18 protein-coding genes are annotated in these 17,927 nt (G+C 67.9%); 5 read left to right on the forward strand and 13 right to left on the reverse strand.

From position 1 onward, the window contains the following. Positions 1-32: 32 nt before the first annotated feature. Together FM105_RS01165 and FM105_RS01170 are read right to left on the reverse strand one after the other, a co-directional pair. Positions 33-1,283, reverse strand: coding sequence for an amidohydrolase (locus tag FM105_RS01165; protein WP_087003438.1), 1,251 nt, complete (start codon positions 1,281-1,283; stop codon positions 33-35). Positions 1,284-1,342: 59 nt separating this feature from the next. Beyond that, the gene (locus FM105_RS01170; RefSeq protein ID WP_087003441.1) at positions 1,343-1,765 is read right to left on the reverse strand and encodes an organic hydroperoxide resistance protein; all 423 of its coding nucleotides are present in this window, start codon (positions 1,763-1,765) and stop codon (positions 1,343-1,345) included. A gap of 184 nt (positions 1,766-1,949) precedes the next feature. Here FM105_RS01170 and FM105_RS01175 point away from each other — a divergent pair, with 184 nt between their 5' ends. Beyond that, a complete protein-coding gene (locus FM105_RS01175) occupies positions 1,950-2,795 on the forward strand; it encodes an SDR family NAD(P)-dependent oxidoreductase (RefSeq protein ID WP_087003444.1) in 846 nt (281 codons plus the stop codon). A gap of 115 nt (positions 2,796-2,910) precedes the next feature. On the opposite strand, the gene FM105_RS01180 is transcribed toward FM105_RS01175, so the two are convergent. The 5 genes from FM105_RS01180 to FM105_RS01200 form a co-directional block, all read right to left on the reverse strand. Next, positions 2,911-3,372, reverse strand: a complete 462-nt coding sequence (locus FM105_RS01180; protein WP_256970131.1) for a DUF6176 family protein — start codon at positions 3,370-3,372, stop codon at positions 2,911-2,913. Continuing rightward, on the reverse strand, positions 3,365-3,841 hold the full coding sequence (locus FM105_RS01185; RefSeq protein WP_087003450.1) for a DUF2087 domain-containing protein: 477 nt from the start codon (positions 3,839-3,841) through the stop codon (positions 3,365-3,367). The genes FM105_RS01180 and FM105_RS01185 overlap by 8 nt, the downstream gene beginning before the upstream one ends. Positions 3,842-4,084: 243 nt before the next feature. Next, positions 4,085-4,540 carry a VOC family protein gene (locus tag FM105_RS01190; RefSeq protein WP_087003453.1) on the reverse strand — a complete coding sequence of 152 codons (456 nt, stop codon included), beginning with the start codon at positions 4,538-4,540 and terminating at the stop codon, positions 4,085-4,087. Positions 4,541-4,645: 105 nt separating this feature from the next. Beyond that, positions 4,646-5,950, reverse strand: a complete 1,305-nt coding sequence (locus tag FM105_RS01195) for a flavin reductase family protein (RefSeq protein WP_087003456.1) — start codon at positions 5,948-5,950, stop codon at positions 4,646-4,648. Further along, positions 5,947-7,362, reverse strand: a complete 1,416-nt coding sequence (locus FM105_RS01200) for an aromatic ring-hydroxylating oxygenase subunit alpha (RefSeq protein ID WP_256970132.1) — start codon at positions 7,360-7,362, stop codon at positions 5,947-5,949. Before FM105_RS01200 ends, FM105_RS01195 begins: the two co-directional genes overlap by 4 nt. Positions 7,363-7,469: 107 nt before the next feature. Between FM105_RS01200 and FM105_RS01205 the strand changes: the two genes are divergently transcribed. Both FM105_RS01205 and FM105_RS01210 read left to right on the forward strand, forming a co-directional pair. After that, positions 7,470-8,399 (forward strand): LysR family transcriptional regulator, encoded by a 930-nt coding sequence (locus FM105_RS01205; protein WP_087003459.1) that lies wholly within the window; start codon positions 7,470-7,472, stop codon positions 8,397-8,399. A gap of 217 nt (positions 8,400-8,616) precedes the next feature. Next, a complete protein-coding gene (locus FM105_RS01210) occupies positions 8,617-9,342 on the forward strand; it encodes an SDR family NAD(P)-dependent oxidoreductase (protein WP_179207003.1) in 726 nt (241 codons plus the stop codon). Between the two features lie 167 nt (positions 9,343-9,509). On the opposite strand, the gene FM105_RS01215 is transcribed toward FM105_RS01210, so the two are convergent. After that, positions 9,510-10,556, reverse strand: coding sequence for an LLM class flavin-dependent oxidoreductase (locus FM105_RS01215; protein ID WP_087003464.1), 1,047 nt, complete (start codon positions 10,554-10,556; stop codon positions 9,510-9,512). A 100-nt stretch (positions 10,557-10,656) separates the two neighbouring features. After that, on the reverse strand, positions 10,657-11,322 hold the full coding sequence (locus FM105_RS01220; RefSeq protein ID WP_256970133.1) for an NADPH-dependent F420 reductase: 666 nt from the start codon (positions 11,320-11,322) through the stop codon (positions 10,657-10,659). A 97-nt stretch (positions 11,323-11,419) separates the two neighbouring features. Between FM105_RS01220 and FM105_RS01225 the strand changes: the two genes are divergently transcribed. Together FM105_RS01225 and FM105_RS01230 are read left to right on the forward strand one after the other, a co-directional pair. Beyond that, positions 11,420-11,926: a MarR family winged helix-turn-helix transcriptional regulator gene (locus FM105_RS01225; protein ID WP_179207004.1), complete on the forward strand. Its 507-nt coding sequence runs from the start codon at positions 11,420-11,422 to the stop codon at positions 11,924-11,926. Positions 11,927-12,025: 99 nt separating this feature from the next. Further along, positions 12,026-12,436, forward strand: a complete 411-nt coding sequence (locus tag FM105_RS01230) for a cupin domain-containing protein (RefSeq protein ID WP_179207005.1) — start codon at positions 12,026-12,028, stop codon at positions 12,434-12,436. A gap of 26 nt (positions 12,437-12,462) precedes the next feature. On the opposite strand, the gene FM105_RS01235 is transcribed toward FM105_RS01230, so the two are convergent. From FM105_RS01235 to FM105_RS14610, 4 genes are all read right to left on the reverse strand, one after another. After that, the gene (locus tag FM105_RS01235; protein WP_087003476.1) at positions 12,463-13,386 is read right to left on the reverse strand and encodes a ketopantoate reductase family protein; all 924 of its coding nucleotides are present in this window, start codon (positions 13,384-13,386) and stop codon (positions 12,463-12,465) included. Positions 13,387-13,488: 102 nt separating this feature from the next. Beyond that, positions 13,489-16,356, reverse strand: a complete 2,868-nt coding sequence (locus tag FM105_RS01240) for an AAA family ATPase (protein WP_087003480.1) — start codon at positions 16,354-16,356, stop codon at positions 13,489-13,491. Between the two features lie 141 nt (positions 16,357-16,497). After that, positions 16,498-17,616: a GmrSD restriction endonuclease domain-containing protein gene (locus FM105_RS01245; RefSeq protein WP_218777882.1), complete on the reverse strand. Its 1,119-nt coding sequence runs from the start codon at positions 17,614-17,616 to the stop codon at positions 16,498-16,500. A 118-nt stretch (positions 17,617-17,734) separates the two neighbouring features. Continuing rightward, the gene (locus tag FM105_RS14610; RefSeq protein ID WP_179207006.1) at positions 17,735-17,911 is read right to left on the reverse strand and encodes a hypothetical protein; all 177 of its coding nucleotides are present in this window, start codon (positions 17,909-17,911) and stop codon (positions 17,735-17,737) included. Positions 17,912-17,927 lie beyond the last annotated feature (16 nt).

A 17,927-nucleotide genomic window follows, 5' to 3' on the forward strand; every position in this document is an offset into this window, starting at 1 on the left:
CGCGCCGTCAGCCCTCTGCACCCTCCGCGCCGTCAGCCCTCCGTGCCGTCCACACCCTCCGCGCCCAGGTACGCCAGAGCGGCGACGACCTGGGTGCGGGTGGCGGTCTCCAGCGTGGGATCGATGGCGGGCGCGAAGAACGGCGAGTGGTTCGCCGGGATGTCGGAGGAGACCGTGTCGTTCTCGACCGCCCGGCGATACGTCTCCGCGGGCACGCACCCCACCGTCCAGTACGCGTAGGGGATGCCGAATGCGTCGGGGATCGTGCTGAAGTCCTCGGACGCGGTCGCGGGGTCGGTCGTGTACACCTGATCGTCATCGAAGTGCGCGGTGAAGGCATCCGTGACCCGCTGGTTCACGTTCGCATCGTTGCTGGTGAGCGGGAACTGGTCGTAGTACTCGAAGTCGGGCTCCCGGGGCGAGCCGGAGGCGTCGCACTCCCCGCGCACGATCCGCTCGATCGAGCGCATGACCCGCTTCCGCAGTGCTGGGTCATAGGTGCGGATGTTCAGCCGCAGCTCGGCCCGATCCGGGATGACGTTCGCCGTCGCCCCGGCGTTCGACGCCCCGACCGTCACCACTGCGAACTGACCGGGCATGGTCTCCCGGGACACGACCGTCTGCAGCTTCAGCACGATCGAGGCGGCCAGCACGACGGGGTCCACGGAGTTGTGCGGCATCGAGCCGTGCGCCCCGCGGCCGTGGACGGTGATCTTGAGGCTGTCTCCCGCGGAGAGGATCGGGCCGGCGGTCGTGCCCACCCGTCCGGCCTCGGCCGGCATGACGTGCTGGCCGAATGCGACGTCCGGGCGCGGCAGCTTGTCGACCAGTCCGTCCGCAACCATCGCCTCGGCGCCGGCGGCGTTCTCCTCCGACGGCTGGAACAGGGCGATGTACGTGCCCGACCACGCATCCTGCGAGGCCGCGAGCAGCTTCGCGGCCCCCAGCAGGGCGGTCGCGTGCATGTCGTGGGCGCAGGCGTGCATGACGCCGTCGACGGTCGAGGCGTACTCCAGCCCCGTGTCCTCGGTGACCGGGAGCGCATCGATGTCCGCGCGGGCGAGCACCGTGGCCCCGTCGCCGTTGGACAGCACACCGACCACGCCGGTCCCGCCGATCCGCTGCACGTCGAAGCCGAACTCTTCCAGCCGGTCTTCGACGATCCCTGCGGTGCGGTGCTCCTCCAGGCCCAGTTCCGGGTGGCGGTGCAGGTCCTCATAGAGCTCCTGCTGCCAGTCCAGCTCCTGGCCGATCCCGGCGAGGACGGTGTCCGTGCTGCCCATGCGCTGCTCCTACTCCTCGAGCCTCAGCTGTCCCGCGGGTCTCAGATGTGCCGCGGACCTCAGACCGCGACGACCTCGACGGGGATGTTCCCGCGGGTGGCCTTCGAGTAGGGGCACAGCTCGTGGGTGCGTTCGACGAGCTTCTGCGCCTGGTCCTTGTCGACGCCCGGCACGCTGACGGACAGCTTGACGCTCAGGCCGAAGCTCTCGCCCTCCTTGCCGATGCCCACTTCCGCGTTGACGACGGATGCGGACGTGTCGACGCCCAGCTCCTTGCCGGCCAGACCCAGCGCACCCTGGAAGCACGCGCCGTAGCCCACGGCGAAGAGCTGCTCGGGGTTCGTGGCACCGCCCGGGCCGCCCATCTCCTGGGGCGCGCGGAGGTCGACGTCGAGGTTCTTGTCATCGGTGGCACCGTGGCCGTCTCGGCCTCCGGTGACCTCTGCCTTGGCCGTGTATGTGATCTTCTCCGGGGTGTTCATGTCGTCTCCTCTTCGTCGAAATCATGAGAATCGGGTATCGATCGAGGTGCCCCGTGAAGCGGCCACCTGCCTTCGACCCTTCCTCACATCGCGGCCGCTGTCTACCGGTCAGACGCCGGTTCGCCGATGCTCCACCACGCAGATCACATGTTCTTCGAGCGGTTCCTGCGAGACAATGGGACCCATGCCGCACTCTCCGTTCACTCGCTCTGGCGGGCTCGCCCCCGTGCCGTCCAATCTGAACGCCGATGTCCTCGACCTCACCAGCCACAGGGCGAAGTCGTCCGCTCCCGTCGCCGTCGTCACCGGTGGTTCCAGCGGGATCGGTGCGGAGATCGTGCTCGACCTCGCCCGTGACCACACAGTCGTGGCGGTGGGTCGGGACATGGAGAGGCTGCAGAAGGTCGTGGAGCAGGCCTCCGGCCCCGCGCCCGAGGCCGCCGCCACCGCCCACGCCGCCGCACCTCCCAGCGCGGGCGGGTCCGTCATCCCCGTGTTCGCCGACCTGAGCGATGCGGAGACCGCGGCAGAGATCCTCGCGGAGGAGATCGCGCCGCTGGGCCGCGTCGATGTGCTGGTGCACTGCGCTGCGACGGCACAGCGCCTGACGGTCGAGGACGCGACGCCGGACGACTGGCGCGCATCGTTCGCGACCAATGTCATCGCGCCGGCGGAGATCTCCAAGACCCTGCTGCCGTGGGTCCGGGCGGTGAAGGGGACCGTGATCTTCATCGGGTCGGGTGCCTCGCGGACGTCGGTGCCGTTCCACACGGTGTACTCCGCGTCGAAGCATGCGCTGCAGGCGATAGCCGACGGGCTGCGCCAACAGGTGACCGCGGACGGCGTGCGGGTCTCGACCGTGGCGCCGGGCCCCACGCACACGCCGATGGCGCAGGAGACGACCGACTACCCCGTGCAGTCCGCGGAGGTCCGACTGGATCCGAGCAGTGTCGCGAGGACCGTCCGCCACGTGATCGAGGCGCCGGAGGACGCACTCGTGAGCGAGGTGTGGGTCCGCCCGCGGTACTGAGGCTCAGTGCCGTGGGTGCTGCGTAGCCGGCACGGACTGTGCTTCATGGTGGGCAGCTTCATGTTCTTCTCCGAGGCGCGCCCGTCGGAAGCCGCCATCGACTTCTGAACACGCCTCAAGCTGGATCCGCGGCCCCGATCTCTCCCCACCGCTGCATGGCTTCGCCAAGGTGGGTGGGAGTGAGCATGAACATCGGCTCCAGCTCCTCCCACCCAGGCTCTTTCACCCGGCGGCTGTACGACGCATGGGATGCGTCGAGGGAGTGGGACTCATCGAGGCCGCCGCCATCTACTCCCATGAGCGCCAGGTGGTAGATCCATGTCGAGCCGTCCGACTCGGTATGTCTGAAGGTCGCTTCGAAGACGGCGCGTTCCGGCGAGAGTGCCTCCAGACACTCGTCGTAGCGGTTGGTGAGCATCGACATCCACTCCGTCAGCTCACCGTCCCGCCCAACGCGCACAGGTGACCGGCTGAGCTCCAGCCGAAGCCCCGGAGGGACGGTGTCCGGCATCGGGAAGCCGGCGAAGTCTCGTGGAACCGGGCGGAAGGACAGGCGGGGCGCATTCGGCTCAGTCATGGTGCGTACCCGCTCCCAAGAATTCCGGCAGCCAGATGCGTTCCCAGTCCCCCGTCTCCTGCGCTTCGTTCGCGTCGCGTACGGGCGCGGTCGCCGTGACCCAGTAGGTCCCGAGGCTGTCGCGCTCCAGCAGGCGATAGTCGACCAGCTCCCGTCGCAGGTAGGCGACGTCCTCGTGGGCCTCGCGCAGGATGGCGTTCACCTGCGATTCCGAATAGATGGCGCCCGGCTCGAAGCGATGCAGCAGCTCGAGGACGACGGCGAAGCGCGGTCGTCTGCGTGCGGGGATCCGCAGGAGCCTGCCGTGCTCGATGCGGCCGTCTTCGAAGTGAGACCTGATGAGCTGTTCGTGCTGGGCGCGTGCGGCGTCCCGGTCGAGGCTCAGCGCGGCCAGCGCCGTCGTGTAGTTCTCACCAGTGCGCTCCATGCGCGCGCGGACGAGCTTCTTGAAATCGCTGTGCGTGGTCATATGTGCGGTCTTCCCGCGCCGCGGGCATCCCCAGCCTGCACGGCGCGTGATCCTCCACATGCGTACCGTGCTGCACGAATCCGTACCGCGATCCCGTGCGATGATCCGAGGATCTGCTCCCCTTCGCCTCTGCGCCCGGGCTGGGGCCGGTGCGCGAGCTGGGCGCTGGATCAGCGCCAGCCCTTACGATGACTCACGGCTCCCAGCCTGTCAATGCGAGCCTCCACTGCATCCCTCTCCTGCTCACCCCCGCGGCACCTCGATCGTCCCGTCCTCCCGCGCGGGCATGCCGGGAGCGTAGGCGACCTCCCACAGGTGGCCGTCAGGATCGGCCCAGTAGCCGGAGTACCCGCCCCACTCGGCACGGGTCGGCTTCTTCACGTGCACGGCACCCGCCTCGAGCGCCTCCGCCATCGCATCGTCCACCTCGGCTTCCGAGGCGAAGTTCAGCGCAAGCGTCACTCCGCGATAGGCAGGAGCACTCCCAGCCTGCGCCACAGGCCCGGCGTCGAGCCCCACATCCTCCGCCAACTCCGCGTACCCGAACAGCCCGATCCACGTGCCCGCGGTCCGGAACCACGTGATCCCCACCGACTGGTCACCCCGCTGCTCCCACCCGAGTCTTCGGTAGAAGGACGCGGATGCGGCGACGTCCGCGACCCCCAGGGTCACAATGCTGAAGTGCGCTGGGACGGCCATGCTGACTCCTCACATCTCATGTCTGCACATCACATGCCCGCGTCGCACCATCGCAACGTGTTCCACAAGAATCCCACGCCCCACGGACACAGGCATGGCCCCGCCTCACTCCATCACCACGTCGCTCACCGGCACCGAGCAGCAGGGCAGGATCTTGCCCTCCCGCACCTCCCGGGGTCGGATCCCTCCCTGGTGGTCCATCTCGACCTCGCCGCTGACCTTCGTCGCCTTGCACGTGCCGCACACGCCCTCGGCGCACGAGGACGGGTGCGCTATCCCCGCCTCCCGCGCCGCTTCCAGGATCGTCATCCCCTTCGGGCACTCCACCATGCAGCCAGCACCGCGGAACTCGACGGAGAAGACCGCCGCCGAGGCCGCCGTCGCCTCCCCGTCCCCCGCACCGTCGTCAACGGCTGGGCGGACACCCGGGTCGGCGAGCGCGACCGGCAACGCGCGACCTGCAGACTCAGACGCAGACGCAGACGCAGACGCAGACGCCGCAGTCTCCGGAACCCGCACCGTCTCGCCGAACACATAGGACTCCGTGTGGATCCGCTCCCACGGCACCCCCAGCTCGACGAGCATCGCGAGCACCGCCTCCATAAAGGCGGTCGGCCCGCAGACGAACACCTCGCGGTCCGCGACGTCGGGCACCAGCAGCCGCAGCTTCTCGGAGGTGAGGCGGCCGCGGACGCCGGCCCAGACCTCGGCGGCGGAATCTGCCGAGCAGACCGGGATGAAGGTCATCCCCTCACGGCCGGACAGGTCCGTGACCTCCTGCCGGTGCACGAGGTCCGCGGGCGTGTGCGCCGCATGGACGTGCACGACACTCGACCACAGCGGCAGCGACCGCTCCCCCGCCGCCGGCAGCGCACGCCGGGCTCGCATCATCGACAGGAACGGCGTCACCCCGCTGCCCGCTGACAGGTAGAGCGCACCCGCCCCTGGTCGCACGTCGGACCCGAAAACCCCGTACGGGCCGTCGGCGCACACCGTGTCACCGACCCGGAACTGCTCGTGCAGGAACGTCGACACCGGCCCGCCGGGGACCTTCTTGACCGTGATCGTGAACTCCTCGACCCCGTCGACACCCAGCGACGGCGTCGAACTCACCGAGTAGCACCGATCCACGCCCACCTGCGGAAACGTGAACGTGAAGTACTGGCCCGGCGAGAACGGCAGGGTGCCGCCGTCGCAGGGTCGGAATGTCACGTCGAGTACGTCGTGGGTGACCGGAGTCAGCGCGGTGCAGACGAGGTCGCCGGTGAACTCATCGCGCGGCAGCGCCGCGGGATGGCCGGGCGACCAGTCTCCGGAGCTCGGGGGCGGAGTTCGGGGCGCCTCGGCCGTGGACAGTCCACCCGTGGGCACCTCGGTCGTCGGCACTCCGCCGTCGTACATCGTCGTCATCGTGCCGCCTCCTCAGTCGCAGCTCCCGCAGTGCCGGCTTCGATTCCGCCGTGCGCGCGCAGCCGCTCGATGTACCAGGCGACGAAGTCCTCGACCTGGTATTCGTGCGGGGCGTACGGGCCCGGGACATAGGCCGGGCTGCTCACGCCCATCTGCGCGCGGACACACAGTTCCGCGTCCTGCTCATTCGTCATGTGCCAGACCTCGGTGAGGTGGGGGACGTCGTAGTCGACGCCCTCCTCCGCGTCCTCGTGCACCAGCCAGGTGGTCCGCAGCAGCGTGCGGTCGACACCCAGCGGGACCAGCGAGAACGTCACCACGTGGTCGCCCAGGAAGTGGAACCAGGTGTTCGGCTGGACGTGGAGGGAGAGGCGCCCCAGGACGGGGGTGTCGAACTCCCCCAGCAGCTTCCGCGAGCCCGCTCGGCCGTCCTTCGTGTACGACTCTCCGGCGCCGTCCAGGGCCTCGCGCTGGATGCGGAAGCCGGTGGGCCGCCCGCTCAGCTCTTCGATCGCCTCCGTGAGCAGGCCGTTGCGGTCGGCGTTGACGGAGAGGAGCTGCTCGGCGGCGAGGTAGCGGTCGTGCGCCGGGCGCAGCCGCTTGGGGATCTCGTCCTCCCTGTACCCGTAGGTGGGGAAGAAGGTGCAGGTGAGCTCCGGGTGCCCGGCCTCGCAGTGGTAGCACTCGCGGTTGTTCTCCATGACGAGCTTCCAGTTGGCGTGCTCGACGATGTCCTCCTGGAACGCGACTTTGGTCCGCTCCAGAGCGTGCGGTGCGATGTAGGGGGCGATGCGTGCGGCGACGTCGTCGATGTCGTCCGGTGCATCCTTCGCGAGGCAGATGAAGATCAGGCCCGCGATGACCTTCACGTGCACGGACATCAGCGAGAAGCAGGCGGGGTTGAAGTCCGGTGCCTGCACACCGGCGTGCACCAGGTCGCCCTCCGGCGAGTAGGTCCACTGGTGATACCCGCACACGATGTTGCCGACGGACCCGGACGACTCCATGAGGAGGCGGGCCCCGCGGTGACGGCAGACGTTGTGGTGGGCGCGGATCTCCTCGTCATCGTCGCGGATGATGATGACGGAGGCCCGGCCGACGTCGAGGGTGACGTAGTCGCCGGGCTCGGGGATCTCCGCGACGGAGGCCGCGAAGATCCAGGACCGGTAGAACACCGCTTCGAGGTCCCGCTGGTAGAAGCCCGGGTCCGTGTAGAAGGGCGCCTCCAGCGAGTGGCCGGACACACGGGTCGCGACGGCGTGCGCCCACCTGTCGGTGGGGCCGGCGAATGCCGCCGAGCTGTCACCCGCAGCCGAGGCCGCCGTCGCCCCCGCGTTCATGTCCGGTTCCGCGGTGGTCTGAGTGGTTGGGGCCTGAGTCGTGTGGGCGTCCGCCCTGGGGATCGTCGTCATCGTCGATGCCCTCCTTGCCTCGAAGCAGTGGCTGTGACTCCAGTGTCCGCCCACGCCATCGGAAAGAGAAGCGAACGAAATTCGATGAGATGATGCAAACTGGTCGCATGATCGATCGCAGGCTGACGGTGCTGCGCATGGTCGCGGAGACCGGGACGGTGACCGCGACGGCGAAGGCGCTGTCCTACACACCGTCGGCGGTGTCGCACCAGCTCAAGACGCTGTCGGAGGACCTCGGCGTCGTGGTCGTCGAGCAGCACGGGCGCGGGATGCGGCTCACCCGCGCGGGCACCGTGCTGCTCGAGCACGCGCATGAGCTCTCCGCGCGCTGGGAGCAGATGCGCGGAGAGGTGCTCGAAGCCGGCGACGAGCACCAGGACGACGCCCTGCGACTGTGCGGATTCTCCACCGCGGCGGGATCGCTCCTGCCGGCGGCGGCCCAAGCCGTGCGCCGCGCATTCCCGGACAGCATGATCGGGATCATCGAGGCCGATCCGGAGGAGTGCTTCGAACTGCTGCTGGCCGAACGCGCAGACGTCGCCGTCGTCGTGGCGACGGAGCCGCTGCCGACGCGGAACGACCCCCGGTTCCAGCAGCGGGACCTGCTGTCCGACCCCCTGGATCTGCTGGTGCCGGCAGACCACCGGCTGGCCCGCGAAGCCGGTGTACCGCTCATCGCCGCGGCGAACGAGGACTGGATCATGGACCGGCCGGGGTCGACCTATCACCGGCTCGTGACCGTGTCGTGCGCCGCCGCCGGGTTCCAGCCGGTCGCCGCGCACGTGGTCCGCGAGTGGGAGACCGGCGCCGCACTCGTGGGCGCGGGGATGGGCGTCTCCCTGGTCCCGAGGCTGGCGCGGCTGCCTGCCGGCCACGACCTCGTGCGGGTGCCGCTGACCGGCGATCCGGTCCCCTCACGCCGGATCCTCACGGGGATCCGCCGAGGCAGCGACAGGAGGCCGATGGTCGCGGCGGCACTCGCGGCCTTGGACGAGGCGGCGCGGGAGATCCAGGAGACGCGGCGGCCGCGGGAGTGAGTGCAAGAGGTTCCGCCAGCAGGTCTGGGCCGCCGGGCTGGCCGGTCGTCCCCCCGCGGATGCAACCGCCGATCGAGAGGTTCCTGCGCGAGAGCCGAACTGAGGACCGACCGCTTTCAACGCCACATTCGACGCGCGGAATACTTCCTGCGAATTCCCAGTTGCCTTCAGTGTCGGCGGTAGCGTCGGAAGCAGAGATTTCAACGAAGGGATCACCGTGCAGCTCCAGCTCGAGAACAAGGTCGCACTCATCACCGGTGGCGGATCAGGCCTGGGCCTGGCCACCGCGAAGAACTTCATCGCCGAAGGCGCCAAGGTCTTCATCTTCGACTTCAACCCGAACGCGAAGGCGACCGCCGAGGAAATCGGCGCCGGCTTCTACCAGGGCGACGTGTCCAAGGCCGAGGATGTCGAGGCCGCCGTCGCCGCAGCCGTCGAACAGTACGGTCAGCTCGACATCGCGGTTGCATCGGCCGGTGTCGGCGGCGAGGGTGACGTTGTCACCTCGACCGTCGAGAACTGGGAGAAGACGAATGGCATCGACTACTCCGGGGTGTTCTACACCAACAAGTACGCGATCGCGCAGTTCCTGGAGCAGAAGACCCCGGGCGTCGTCATCAACCTCGCCTCGATGTTCGGCATGGTGGCAGTCTCGAACAACATCGCCTACTCGGCCTCCAAGGGCGGCGTCGTGAACATGACCCGCGCCGCCGGCACGATGTACGCCAAGAACGGCGTGCGCGTGAACGCAGTCGCCCCCGGCGTGATCGAGACTCCGCTCATCAGCGAAGAGGACCTCAAGACGTACTCCGAGCTGCACCCCGCCGGCCGCGTCGGCCAGGCGCAGGAGGTCGCCGACCTCATCACCTACCTCGCCTCCGACAAAGCAGCGTTCATCACCGGCGCCGTCATCCCGATCGACGGTGGCTACACGGCGGTCTGATACCGCCCGAGTTCGCACCAACCACCCCGAAATGCCCCGTGGCACTCTGACCACGGGGCATTCTCCGACTTCGGGGCGCGAAGCAGTCCACTCAGCTGAATACCCCAAATGGATCTAAAGGATCAAGACTGTCACTTGAGCAGCGGCCTCTGGAGCCGGGTGCCTGCTCAGCCCTTCTGCGCCAGGAGACGTTCCACGCGAGGCTTGACCTCCGTCGCCAGCAGGGTGAGCGACTCGAGGAGATGCTCCTGCGGCAGTCCGCCGATGTCCATCTGCAGGAAATGGCGCATGTGCCCCATGTATCCGTGCAGGTGAACGATGCGCTCGGCGACCTCGTCCGGGTCTCCCACATAGTAGGCGCCGGGGGCATCGGCCTGCGCCAGGAACGCATTCTTGTCCGGAGCGGGCCAGCCGCGCAGTCGCCCCATCTCCACGTTGAGGTTGTACCACCCGGGGTACATGCGCTCCATCGCCTCCTTCTTGGTGGGCGCGACGAGCCCCAGGGCTGCGACGGAGACCTTGATGTCGTCGCCCGTGTGGCCCGCCGCAGCAGCGGACTTGCGATAGAGCTCGGCCAGCGGGGCGAACCGCTGAGGCGCTCCGCCGATGATGCCGTAGGAGACCGGCAGGCCCAGCTGGCCCGCTCGGGCCGAGGACCCCGCGTTGCCTCCGGTGGCGAGCCAGATGGGCATCCGTCCTGACACCGGCTGGGGCACGACGGCCTGGCCGGAGAGTTCCGGACGACGGGCTCCCCGCCACGTCACCTCAGGGGATTCGCTGTCGTTGAGCGTCATGAGCAGGTTGAGCTTGTTGGCGTAGAGCTCGTCGTAGTCGGCCAGGTCGTAGCCGAACAGCGGGAACGTCTCCACCGAGGATCCGCGTCCCGCGGTGATCTCCACCCGACCGCCTCCGGAGATCGCGTCTGCGGTGGCGAACTGCTGGTAGACGCGGACGGGGTCATCGGTGCTGATGATGCTGGCCGCGCTGCCCAGCGTGATCGCCGAGGTGGAGGCTGCCGCAGCGGCGATGACGGCGCCCGGGGACGAGGCCGGCATGGTCTCCGTATGGTGCTCTCCCACGCCGAAGTAGTCCAGCCCCGCGCGGTCGGCGTGCACGATCGCCTCGTGCAGGTTCTTCACCGCCTCCGCACTGGAGCGCAGCGTGCCATCAGTGTTCCGCTGGGCGTCGCCGAAGCTGTATGCGCCGATCTCCATGATGTCTCCAAGGGGGTAAGGGGAAGAGCGTGGTGTGCTGATCCGGTCGGAATCAGGTAGTCAGTCGGTCGGTCGAACGCAGGGCGCCTGCCGGCCACCGTCAGACGGTCGCTGGCACCGCTGCGTCTCTGAGCAGCGCTGTGAGCTGCTCGGCGGTGTGGGACCCGTTGAAGATCTGGGTGCCCGGCTGGAATGCGCGCCCCGCGGCCAGAGCTCCCGCGTCGACGGGGTCGTAGCCCAGACGATCGAGAAACCCGGCCACGCACGCTTTCGCGCGGTCGCTGTCGCCGGCGAGCGCCAGGGCTCGGCGATCCGCGGCGCCCGCCGGGCGACCGTCCTCCTCCAGCTCGTGATAGCCGATGTGGTTCAGAGACTTGACGACGTCTGCGCCGGCGAGGAAGTCCTGGATGACCTCGCTGCTGGTCCGCGGATCGTCCTCGAACTCATCGATCCGACCGTCCGTGGGCGCCCAGTGGTTCATGACGTCGATCACGGTGCGACCCGCCAGCAGCGACGAGTCAACGGTCCGGTGCTTGTGCAGGGGGACAGCGATGACGACGAGGCCCGCTGTCGCCACATCCGCGGCGTCCGTCGCCACGGCGCCCGGGGTCACGATGTCCACCAGCATGGTGATCTCATCGATCGGCTTGGCCGTCGCCATCTTGACCCGGTAGCCGGCAGCGAGCGCCTGCCTGGCGACAGCAGTTCCCACGCGACCGGCACCGAGGATGCCGATGGTCCGCACGTCGGCGTCAGAAGAGTTCAACGCAGCACTCCAGGAGGGTCGTAGATATGTTGTCGTACAGACTATATTGCCAACAGAACATATTGGCAACCGCATATGACCGGGTATGATGACCGGCATGTCCGACAGCCCTCAGACCCCACCCGGCGGTGCCGACCGCACCCCGCCCGGAGACCTGGGCTGGCAGCTGGGCATGGTCCTGCGCGGCTATCAGTCACGGTTCGAAGCAGCTGTCGAGGGAGTGCCCTCCGGGATCCGCGGCTTCCAGATCCTGTCGACAGTCGTCCACCGCGACCCGCCCAACCAGCAGGCGCTGGGGTCTCACCTGGCGATCGACCGGACCGTTCTCACGTACCTGCTGGACAGCCTCGTCGAAGCAGGTGCCGTCGAACGAGTTCCGGCCCCCACTGATCGAAGGGCCCGCAAGATTGAGGCAACGGAGCACGGGCGGGTCCTGCTGGCGCAGCACGAAGAGCGCGTGGCCGCGGCGGAGGCCGACCTCCTGTCCGGTCTGGACGATTCCGAGGCCCGCACGGTGGCATCCCTCATCGGACGGCTCGCCATGGACGTCCACCGCGCGCAACCCGGAACCAGCCCCTGCGAGGCGATGGACCACCTGCCCTGATCCTCCGCCCGGAGTGGCTTCGCAGCAGATCGAGCGACATGCGGGTGAATGACAGGATGGCCTCACCGAGTGAACTTCACGCAAGGAGGCCTGAAGGACATGATCGAACGCGACGGCGACTACGCGTACGACCTCACATTGCACGGCGGCGCAGGCCGCACGACGATCAAGCACTACTTCGTCAAGGAGTCGACGATGCCCGTTTCGGTGCAGATGTGGACACTCGAGCCCGGCGCCAGCGAAGGAATGCACACTCACCACGATCCTCCGCTGGAGGAGATCTACCTCGTGGTCTCAGGCACCGCGACGCTGACCCTCGACGGCGAGGTCCACGAGCTGGGGCCCGGTGATGCGATGCTCAGCAGAGAGGGCACCGACCACGACCTGGTGAACACGGGCACGGAACCGCTGCGGCTCGTCATGGTCTGGGGACCGCCGTCCGAGGACGCTGACCTCAGCGGTTTCAGCACCGTCCAGCACGCCCTGAAGACATTGGCGTCACAGGCGTAGACCCCTCGGCTCTGTCACGCCCTGTCTCACTGCCCTGACGACTGCGCCTGCCGCGCCCGTGCACGGTCGTGCGTGCGCAGCTGGAGGACCGCCGCATCCAGCAGCGGCGTGGGAACACCGTACGAAGCGGCTCGCGCTGACAGGTCCCCGAGGATGTGCTCGGCTTCCTGGGGGTCCCCGTGCTGGAGGTCGCGGTACAGCGATGAGGTGAACGGCGAACCGGCCGCAGTGAGCAGTTCCACGCCCTGCGCGTGGCTCTCCTCCCCGACCGGATGACCGGCCGCCGCAGCGACGCTCTCGGTTTCAGCGATCGCCCGGAGGACGAGCTGCTCTCCGCCTGCCGCGATGATGTCGCCCACCACTCCGCGGAACAGACAGGTCACCACCCCGGCCGAGGCGATGAACGCCCACTTCTCCCACATGCGGGTGAGCACGTCATCGACCACGCTCAGAGTGACACCGGGGACATCGAAGACACTCTGCACGCTGGCTGGCAGTTCACGGCCGTCCAGCGCCCCGATGGTCATCGCACTCATGGGCGTCTTCTGCACGACGGCCCCCGAATCGTCGATCGTCCCGACGATCTTCACGATCCCGCCGATCGTCCGGCCCGGGTACGCATCTGCCAGCTGGTCGATGTGCCGCATCCCGTTGAGGAGCGGCAGGATCACCGTCTCCGCGTGCACTGCGGGTCGGATCTGCTCGATGATCGCCGGCAGAGCGGGCGCCTTCACGGCCACGACGACGAGGTCGTACGGGCCGTCGACGGCGGTGATCGCATTGACGCGATACTGGCGCTCCCCCTCCGGATCGCGGAAGCGCAGCCCCTCGGCCCGGAGCACTTCCGCGCGGCGCTCGCGCACCAGGAAGGTCACGTCGCGCCCCGCCTGAATGAGGCGTGCCCCGAACGCCCCGCCGGTGGCTCCCGCACCCACGACCAGTATCTTCACCGTCGAAACTCCTTCGTCAGTCGAACTCCATGAGACTAGCCGCACGCGGGCCCTGAAGAATCAGAGCCGTACCCAGGCGGATCAGAGCTAGCCCCTGACGGATCAGAGCTGAGCGCGGCTGAAATCGATCGGCAGCAGGGTCCTCAGCTGCTCCGACGTGACCGTCCCGATCTGCACCTCATCGGCCAGCCGGCTGATCTGATGACGCTTGGCCGACGCGAACAGCGTGCGCACGTCGCGGGCGTTGCCGAATCCGGGCTGGTCGCGCTTCGCCGCGATGATCGATCGGGCGGCGCTGATCGCCTCGGCCTCCACCACGCGGTTCTCCGACCGCGCGAACCGCCGGAGGACGTCCAGCAGCTCGTCATCCGAGTAGTCGGGGAAGGTCAGGTGGATGGGGAAGCGGGAGGCAAGACCGGTGTTCGACTGGAGGAAGTCGTCCATCTCCGGGCCGTAACCGGCTGCGATGACGATGAGGTCGTCGCGGTAGTCCTCCATGTACGTCAGGAGTTTGTCGACGGCCTCTCCGCCGAAGTCGTGGTCGCTCTCGGCGGAGAGGCTGTAGGCCTCGTCGACGAAGAGCACGCCGCCGATCGCGGATTCCACCTTCGCCTCGGTCTTGAGCGCCGTCTGCCCGATGTACCCGGCGACGAGGTCGGAGCGGTGGACTTCGACGAGGTGGCCCTGGGACAGCATCCCGAGGCCGTGGAAGATCCTGGCGAGGATCCGTGCCACCTCGGTCTTCCCGGTCCCGGGATTCCCGAGGAACAGCATGTGGCGCGCATCGTCGCTCATTCCCACGCCGGCCGCACGCAGCGCATCTTCCAGACGCACTTCGTCGACGAGCCCCTCGACCTCGTTCTTGATCCGCCCCAGCCCGACGAGCCCGTCCAGGTCGCGCTTCGCGGAGGTGAAGATCCGTTGGCGCTGTGCATCGTCCTTCCGATCCTCACGGACATCGGCAACGGTCACCGTGCGGACCTCGTCGTCGGTGAGGTCGCTCAAGCGTCCGCTGAGTCGCATGCCCTGGCGCTCGATCGTCGCCTCGAAGAGCCGTCGCATCTCCCGGGCGTTGCCGTATCGCGGGGTGCGCTTCCGAGGCAGAGCCGACCGGACTTCTTTGAGCACACCCTCCTCGAGTGCCAGACGCGCATCCGACGCCATGCCTGCGAAGATCTCGACCAGCTCGTCGTCGGTGTAGTCGTCGAAGATCACACGGTTGCCGAACCGCGATTCAAGGCCCGGGTTGGCGCGCAGCAGCGACTGCATCTGCTCGCGGTATCCCGCGGCGATGACGAGGAGGTCGTCGCGGTGCCTGTCCATGAGGGTCATCAGCTCGTTCACGGCTTCCTTGCCGTAGTCGCTGCGCCCGTCGTCGGCGTTGAGCGCGTACGCCTCGTCGATGAAGAGCACGCCGCCCAGTGCCGCGTTCACGCGCTTGCGGACCTTCGGCGCGGTTTCCCCGATCCCCTCTCCGATGAGGTCTGCGCGCGAGGTCTCGACCAGCTTCCCCGTGCGCAGCACGCCGCGGTCCCGGTAGATCTCACCGATCAGCCGGGCGACCTCGGTCTTCCCGGTGCCCGGGTTGCCGAGGAACAGCAGGTGCCGTGCGGGCGGCTCGAGTTCGACTCCCGCCTCACGTCGGCGCTGTGCCAGCTCCGCCCCGCGCAGCACACGCTGCACCGTCTCCTTGACTCCGGTCAGACCGACCATCCGATCGAGCTTCGCCCACGGATCGGAAGACGCCGAGGTGCCTGCCGGCTCCGACCGTCCGTCGCCCGCGCCACCCACGCCGTCCGTCCGGATAGTCGCCGCTGCGACGCCCGCCGAATCCTTCGACTGTGCCGCGCCCTTCGGCCGTGCCGCATCCTTCGACTCGGCTTCTTCTTTCGACTTCGCCGCTTCCTTCGACTCCCGCAGTGCCGCGCGGATGTCGACCAGATCGTCGGCGAGATCTTCGATCGCGATGGAGGCCGGTGTCCGCGCCTCGTCGGGCATCGACAGCGCCATCCAGAGCACGCGGTAGGTGCTCACCGTCCACTGATGCGCTGCGGCGGCCTGGTCTGCACGGATCGCTCGGGCCAGACTGTTCGAGATCGCAGCACGGTCGACATCCGCGCGTTCTCCTGCCGCGACGCGTTCGCGCAGTCGCATGTAGACCTGCCCTCCGAGAGCGGGCCGAAGTTCTGGGCTGAGCGCGGCACCGGCGTCGGTGAGTTCGCTGACCAGCAGATCCTCGAGTGACGGCAGAGTGAAGCCTGAAGTCTTCAGCACCGCCGCTGACCTCTCGATGTGTCCGCGCAGGAGCTCCAGCTCGAATGTCAGTCCGCGAAGATTCGGCACGGCCTCTGCGCCCCGGTCATCCAGCGCACCCGCGAAGATCCCGTCGAGCTGGTCGTCGGTCGCAGAGTTCAGGCGGGCAACGGGCACCGATTCGAGGACCGTGTCGATGAGCCTGACGCACGCACGAGCCGCCTCCTCCAGTGGTGGGACACCGGCAAGCACGTCGAGGACGTCTCTGAGGATGCGAGCGGTCGTCGAGATGTCATTGCGAGCTCGAAGGGTCTGCCATGCAGTTGTCAGCCAGTTGAAGGTCGGGGTCCACGTGACGATGCTGAGGCTTCGTCGGGTCGAGATCCCCGATTCCTTGAAGTCATCGAGAAGCGCCGCGTGCGCGGCCGAATCGAGCACGACGCAGGGCCCCTGCAGCGCCTCGAACATGTAAGCGGTCAGCTGTACGAGCGGCGGGACGCTGTCGAGGATGCCGAATGGGCCGCCCTCTCCGTCGAAGCAGTCGGCATACTGGTGAGTCGCCATACTCAGGATCTGTCCGCGGACCGCTGCGATCGACTCGTCGTCGAGCATCCACGGGGCACCGACGCCCCATCCGCCCAGATACGGCCGACCGGACGTCATAACGGCGAGGTCGTCGTCGGACAGCTGCGAGCGGGTCGGCGAGTGCGTTGACATTGCGTAGTCCCTGGTCTGGGTGATGGACGAAACCGTGCGAGTCGACTTCGAGGGCCGGACGAGAGCGCCCACCAGCAGACTAGTCGCAGGTGGAAGGTGAGACCGTCCAGTCACCCAGCTGACCACACACCGCGGATCGCATCAGGACCACTCGCAGCCGATTCCGTCGCCATCGCGGTCGAGGTGTCCTGCGTATCCCGGGTCGCCCGCGTGCACCGGTGCAGCGCCGGCGTCCCTGGCTGCGTCGCAGTTCTTAAAGTAGACGCCGCCCCCGCCTGAGGTCCCCGACTCGGACGATCCGCTCCCGCCTGAGGATCCGCTCGAGCTCGACTCACTGCTGGACCCGGATGACCCGCCTCCGGAGGTCTTCGACTCCGGCTTCGGATCGGGCTTCGGTTCGTACTGCGGTTCCGGCTCGTATTCGGGCGCAGGCTCCGGCTTCACGTCACCGTCATGACGATCCGGCCAGTCATCGTTGCCGAACTCGTCCTCGTCGCAGTCGAGGAGCAGCCCCTCCATCGCGTCGAACTCCGGTGGGGTGACCCACAGGTCGTAGTCGTGCTTCACCTGGATCTGCCGGGCGACGTACTCACAGCGATAGCTCTTGCGCGGCGGCAGCCAGGTGGCGGCGTCGCCGTCGCTCTTGGACCGATTGACGCTCGATTCAACAGCGAGGAGGTTGACCGGCTCATTGCCGAAGTCAAGGAGCTCTTCCTCGGAGAGCTGCTGCGCCCCGGTCTGCCAGGCATTCGACAGCGCGACGACGTGGTCGATGTCGATGTTGTTGCTGTCGCCGCGGATGAAGTCGAAGGTGTCACCTGTGTAGTCGGAGGTCAAGGAGCCGCCCAGAACCACGCACCCGCCGGACTTCAGGGTGATGTCGTCCAAGTCGCGGCGCAGCACGTCATTGCGGGTGTCGCAGCCGTTGTGATCGACGTCGTCGCGCCACCCGAACAGGTCCCGGTCGTATCCGGTCTTGGGTGCCCGGCCCTTGACCTCCAGCTCGTAGAGCATCTGGAGGGCACTGCCGGTGACCGCGTCGTCCGGGTCGCGGTCGCGCGCGGACTCGTCATCGTCGTCGTCATGCGCCGAGGTGCCGGTCGGCTCCTCCGTGGCAACCGCCGTGGGTGCGTCCGCACCCGTGACAACGGCGTCATCGCCGACTTCCACGCTGCCAGCATCGGCACAGCCCACTAGGAACAGGACCGCGAATACAAGTGCGGCGACCGCATTGCGGCGACGAGAACGAGACGGTGTCACAACCACTCCCTCAGCAAAGTTGACATGTTTACTGAGAGAAGTATGAGTGAGGACTGATCGCAGCAGGTATGAGCGGGGTCACCAGGCGCGCGTGATTCGCATCCCACTCATTCATCGTTCAACTATCCGCATCTCCGTCGCCCCTCTTGCGGGCGAAACGTGCCGCCACCTGAACAGCGACCACGCCTCCTACGATCGCAACCGCCCATCGGAGCAGCATGGGGGCGTCGAAGCCGAGGTCCATGATCAGGTTGATCGCCATGGCGACCAGCGCGGCGAGGAAGAAGCGGAGCATCAGAGCCTTCTGGTGT

This window comes from Brevibacterium yomogidense, assembly GCF_900163715.1.
Lineage (GTDB): Bacteria > Actinomycetota > Actinomycetes > Actinomycetales > Brevibacteriaceae > Brevibacterium > Brevibacterium yomogidense_A.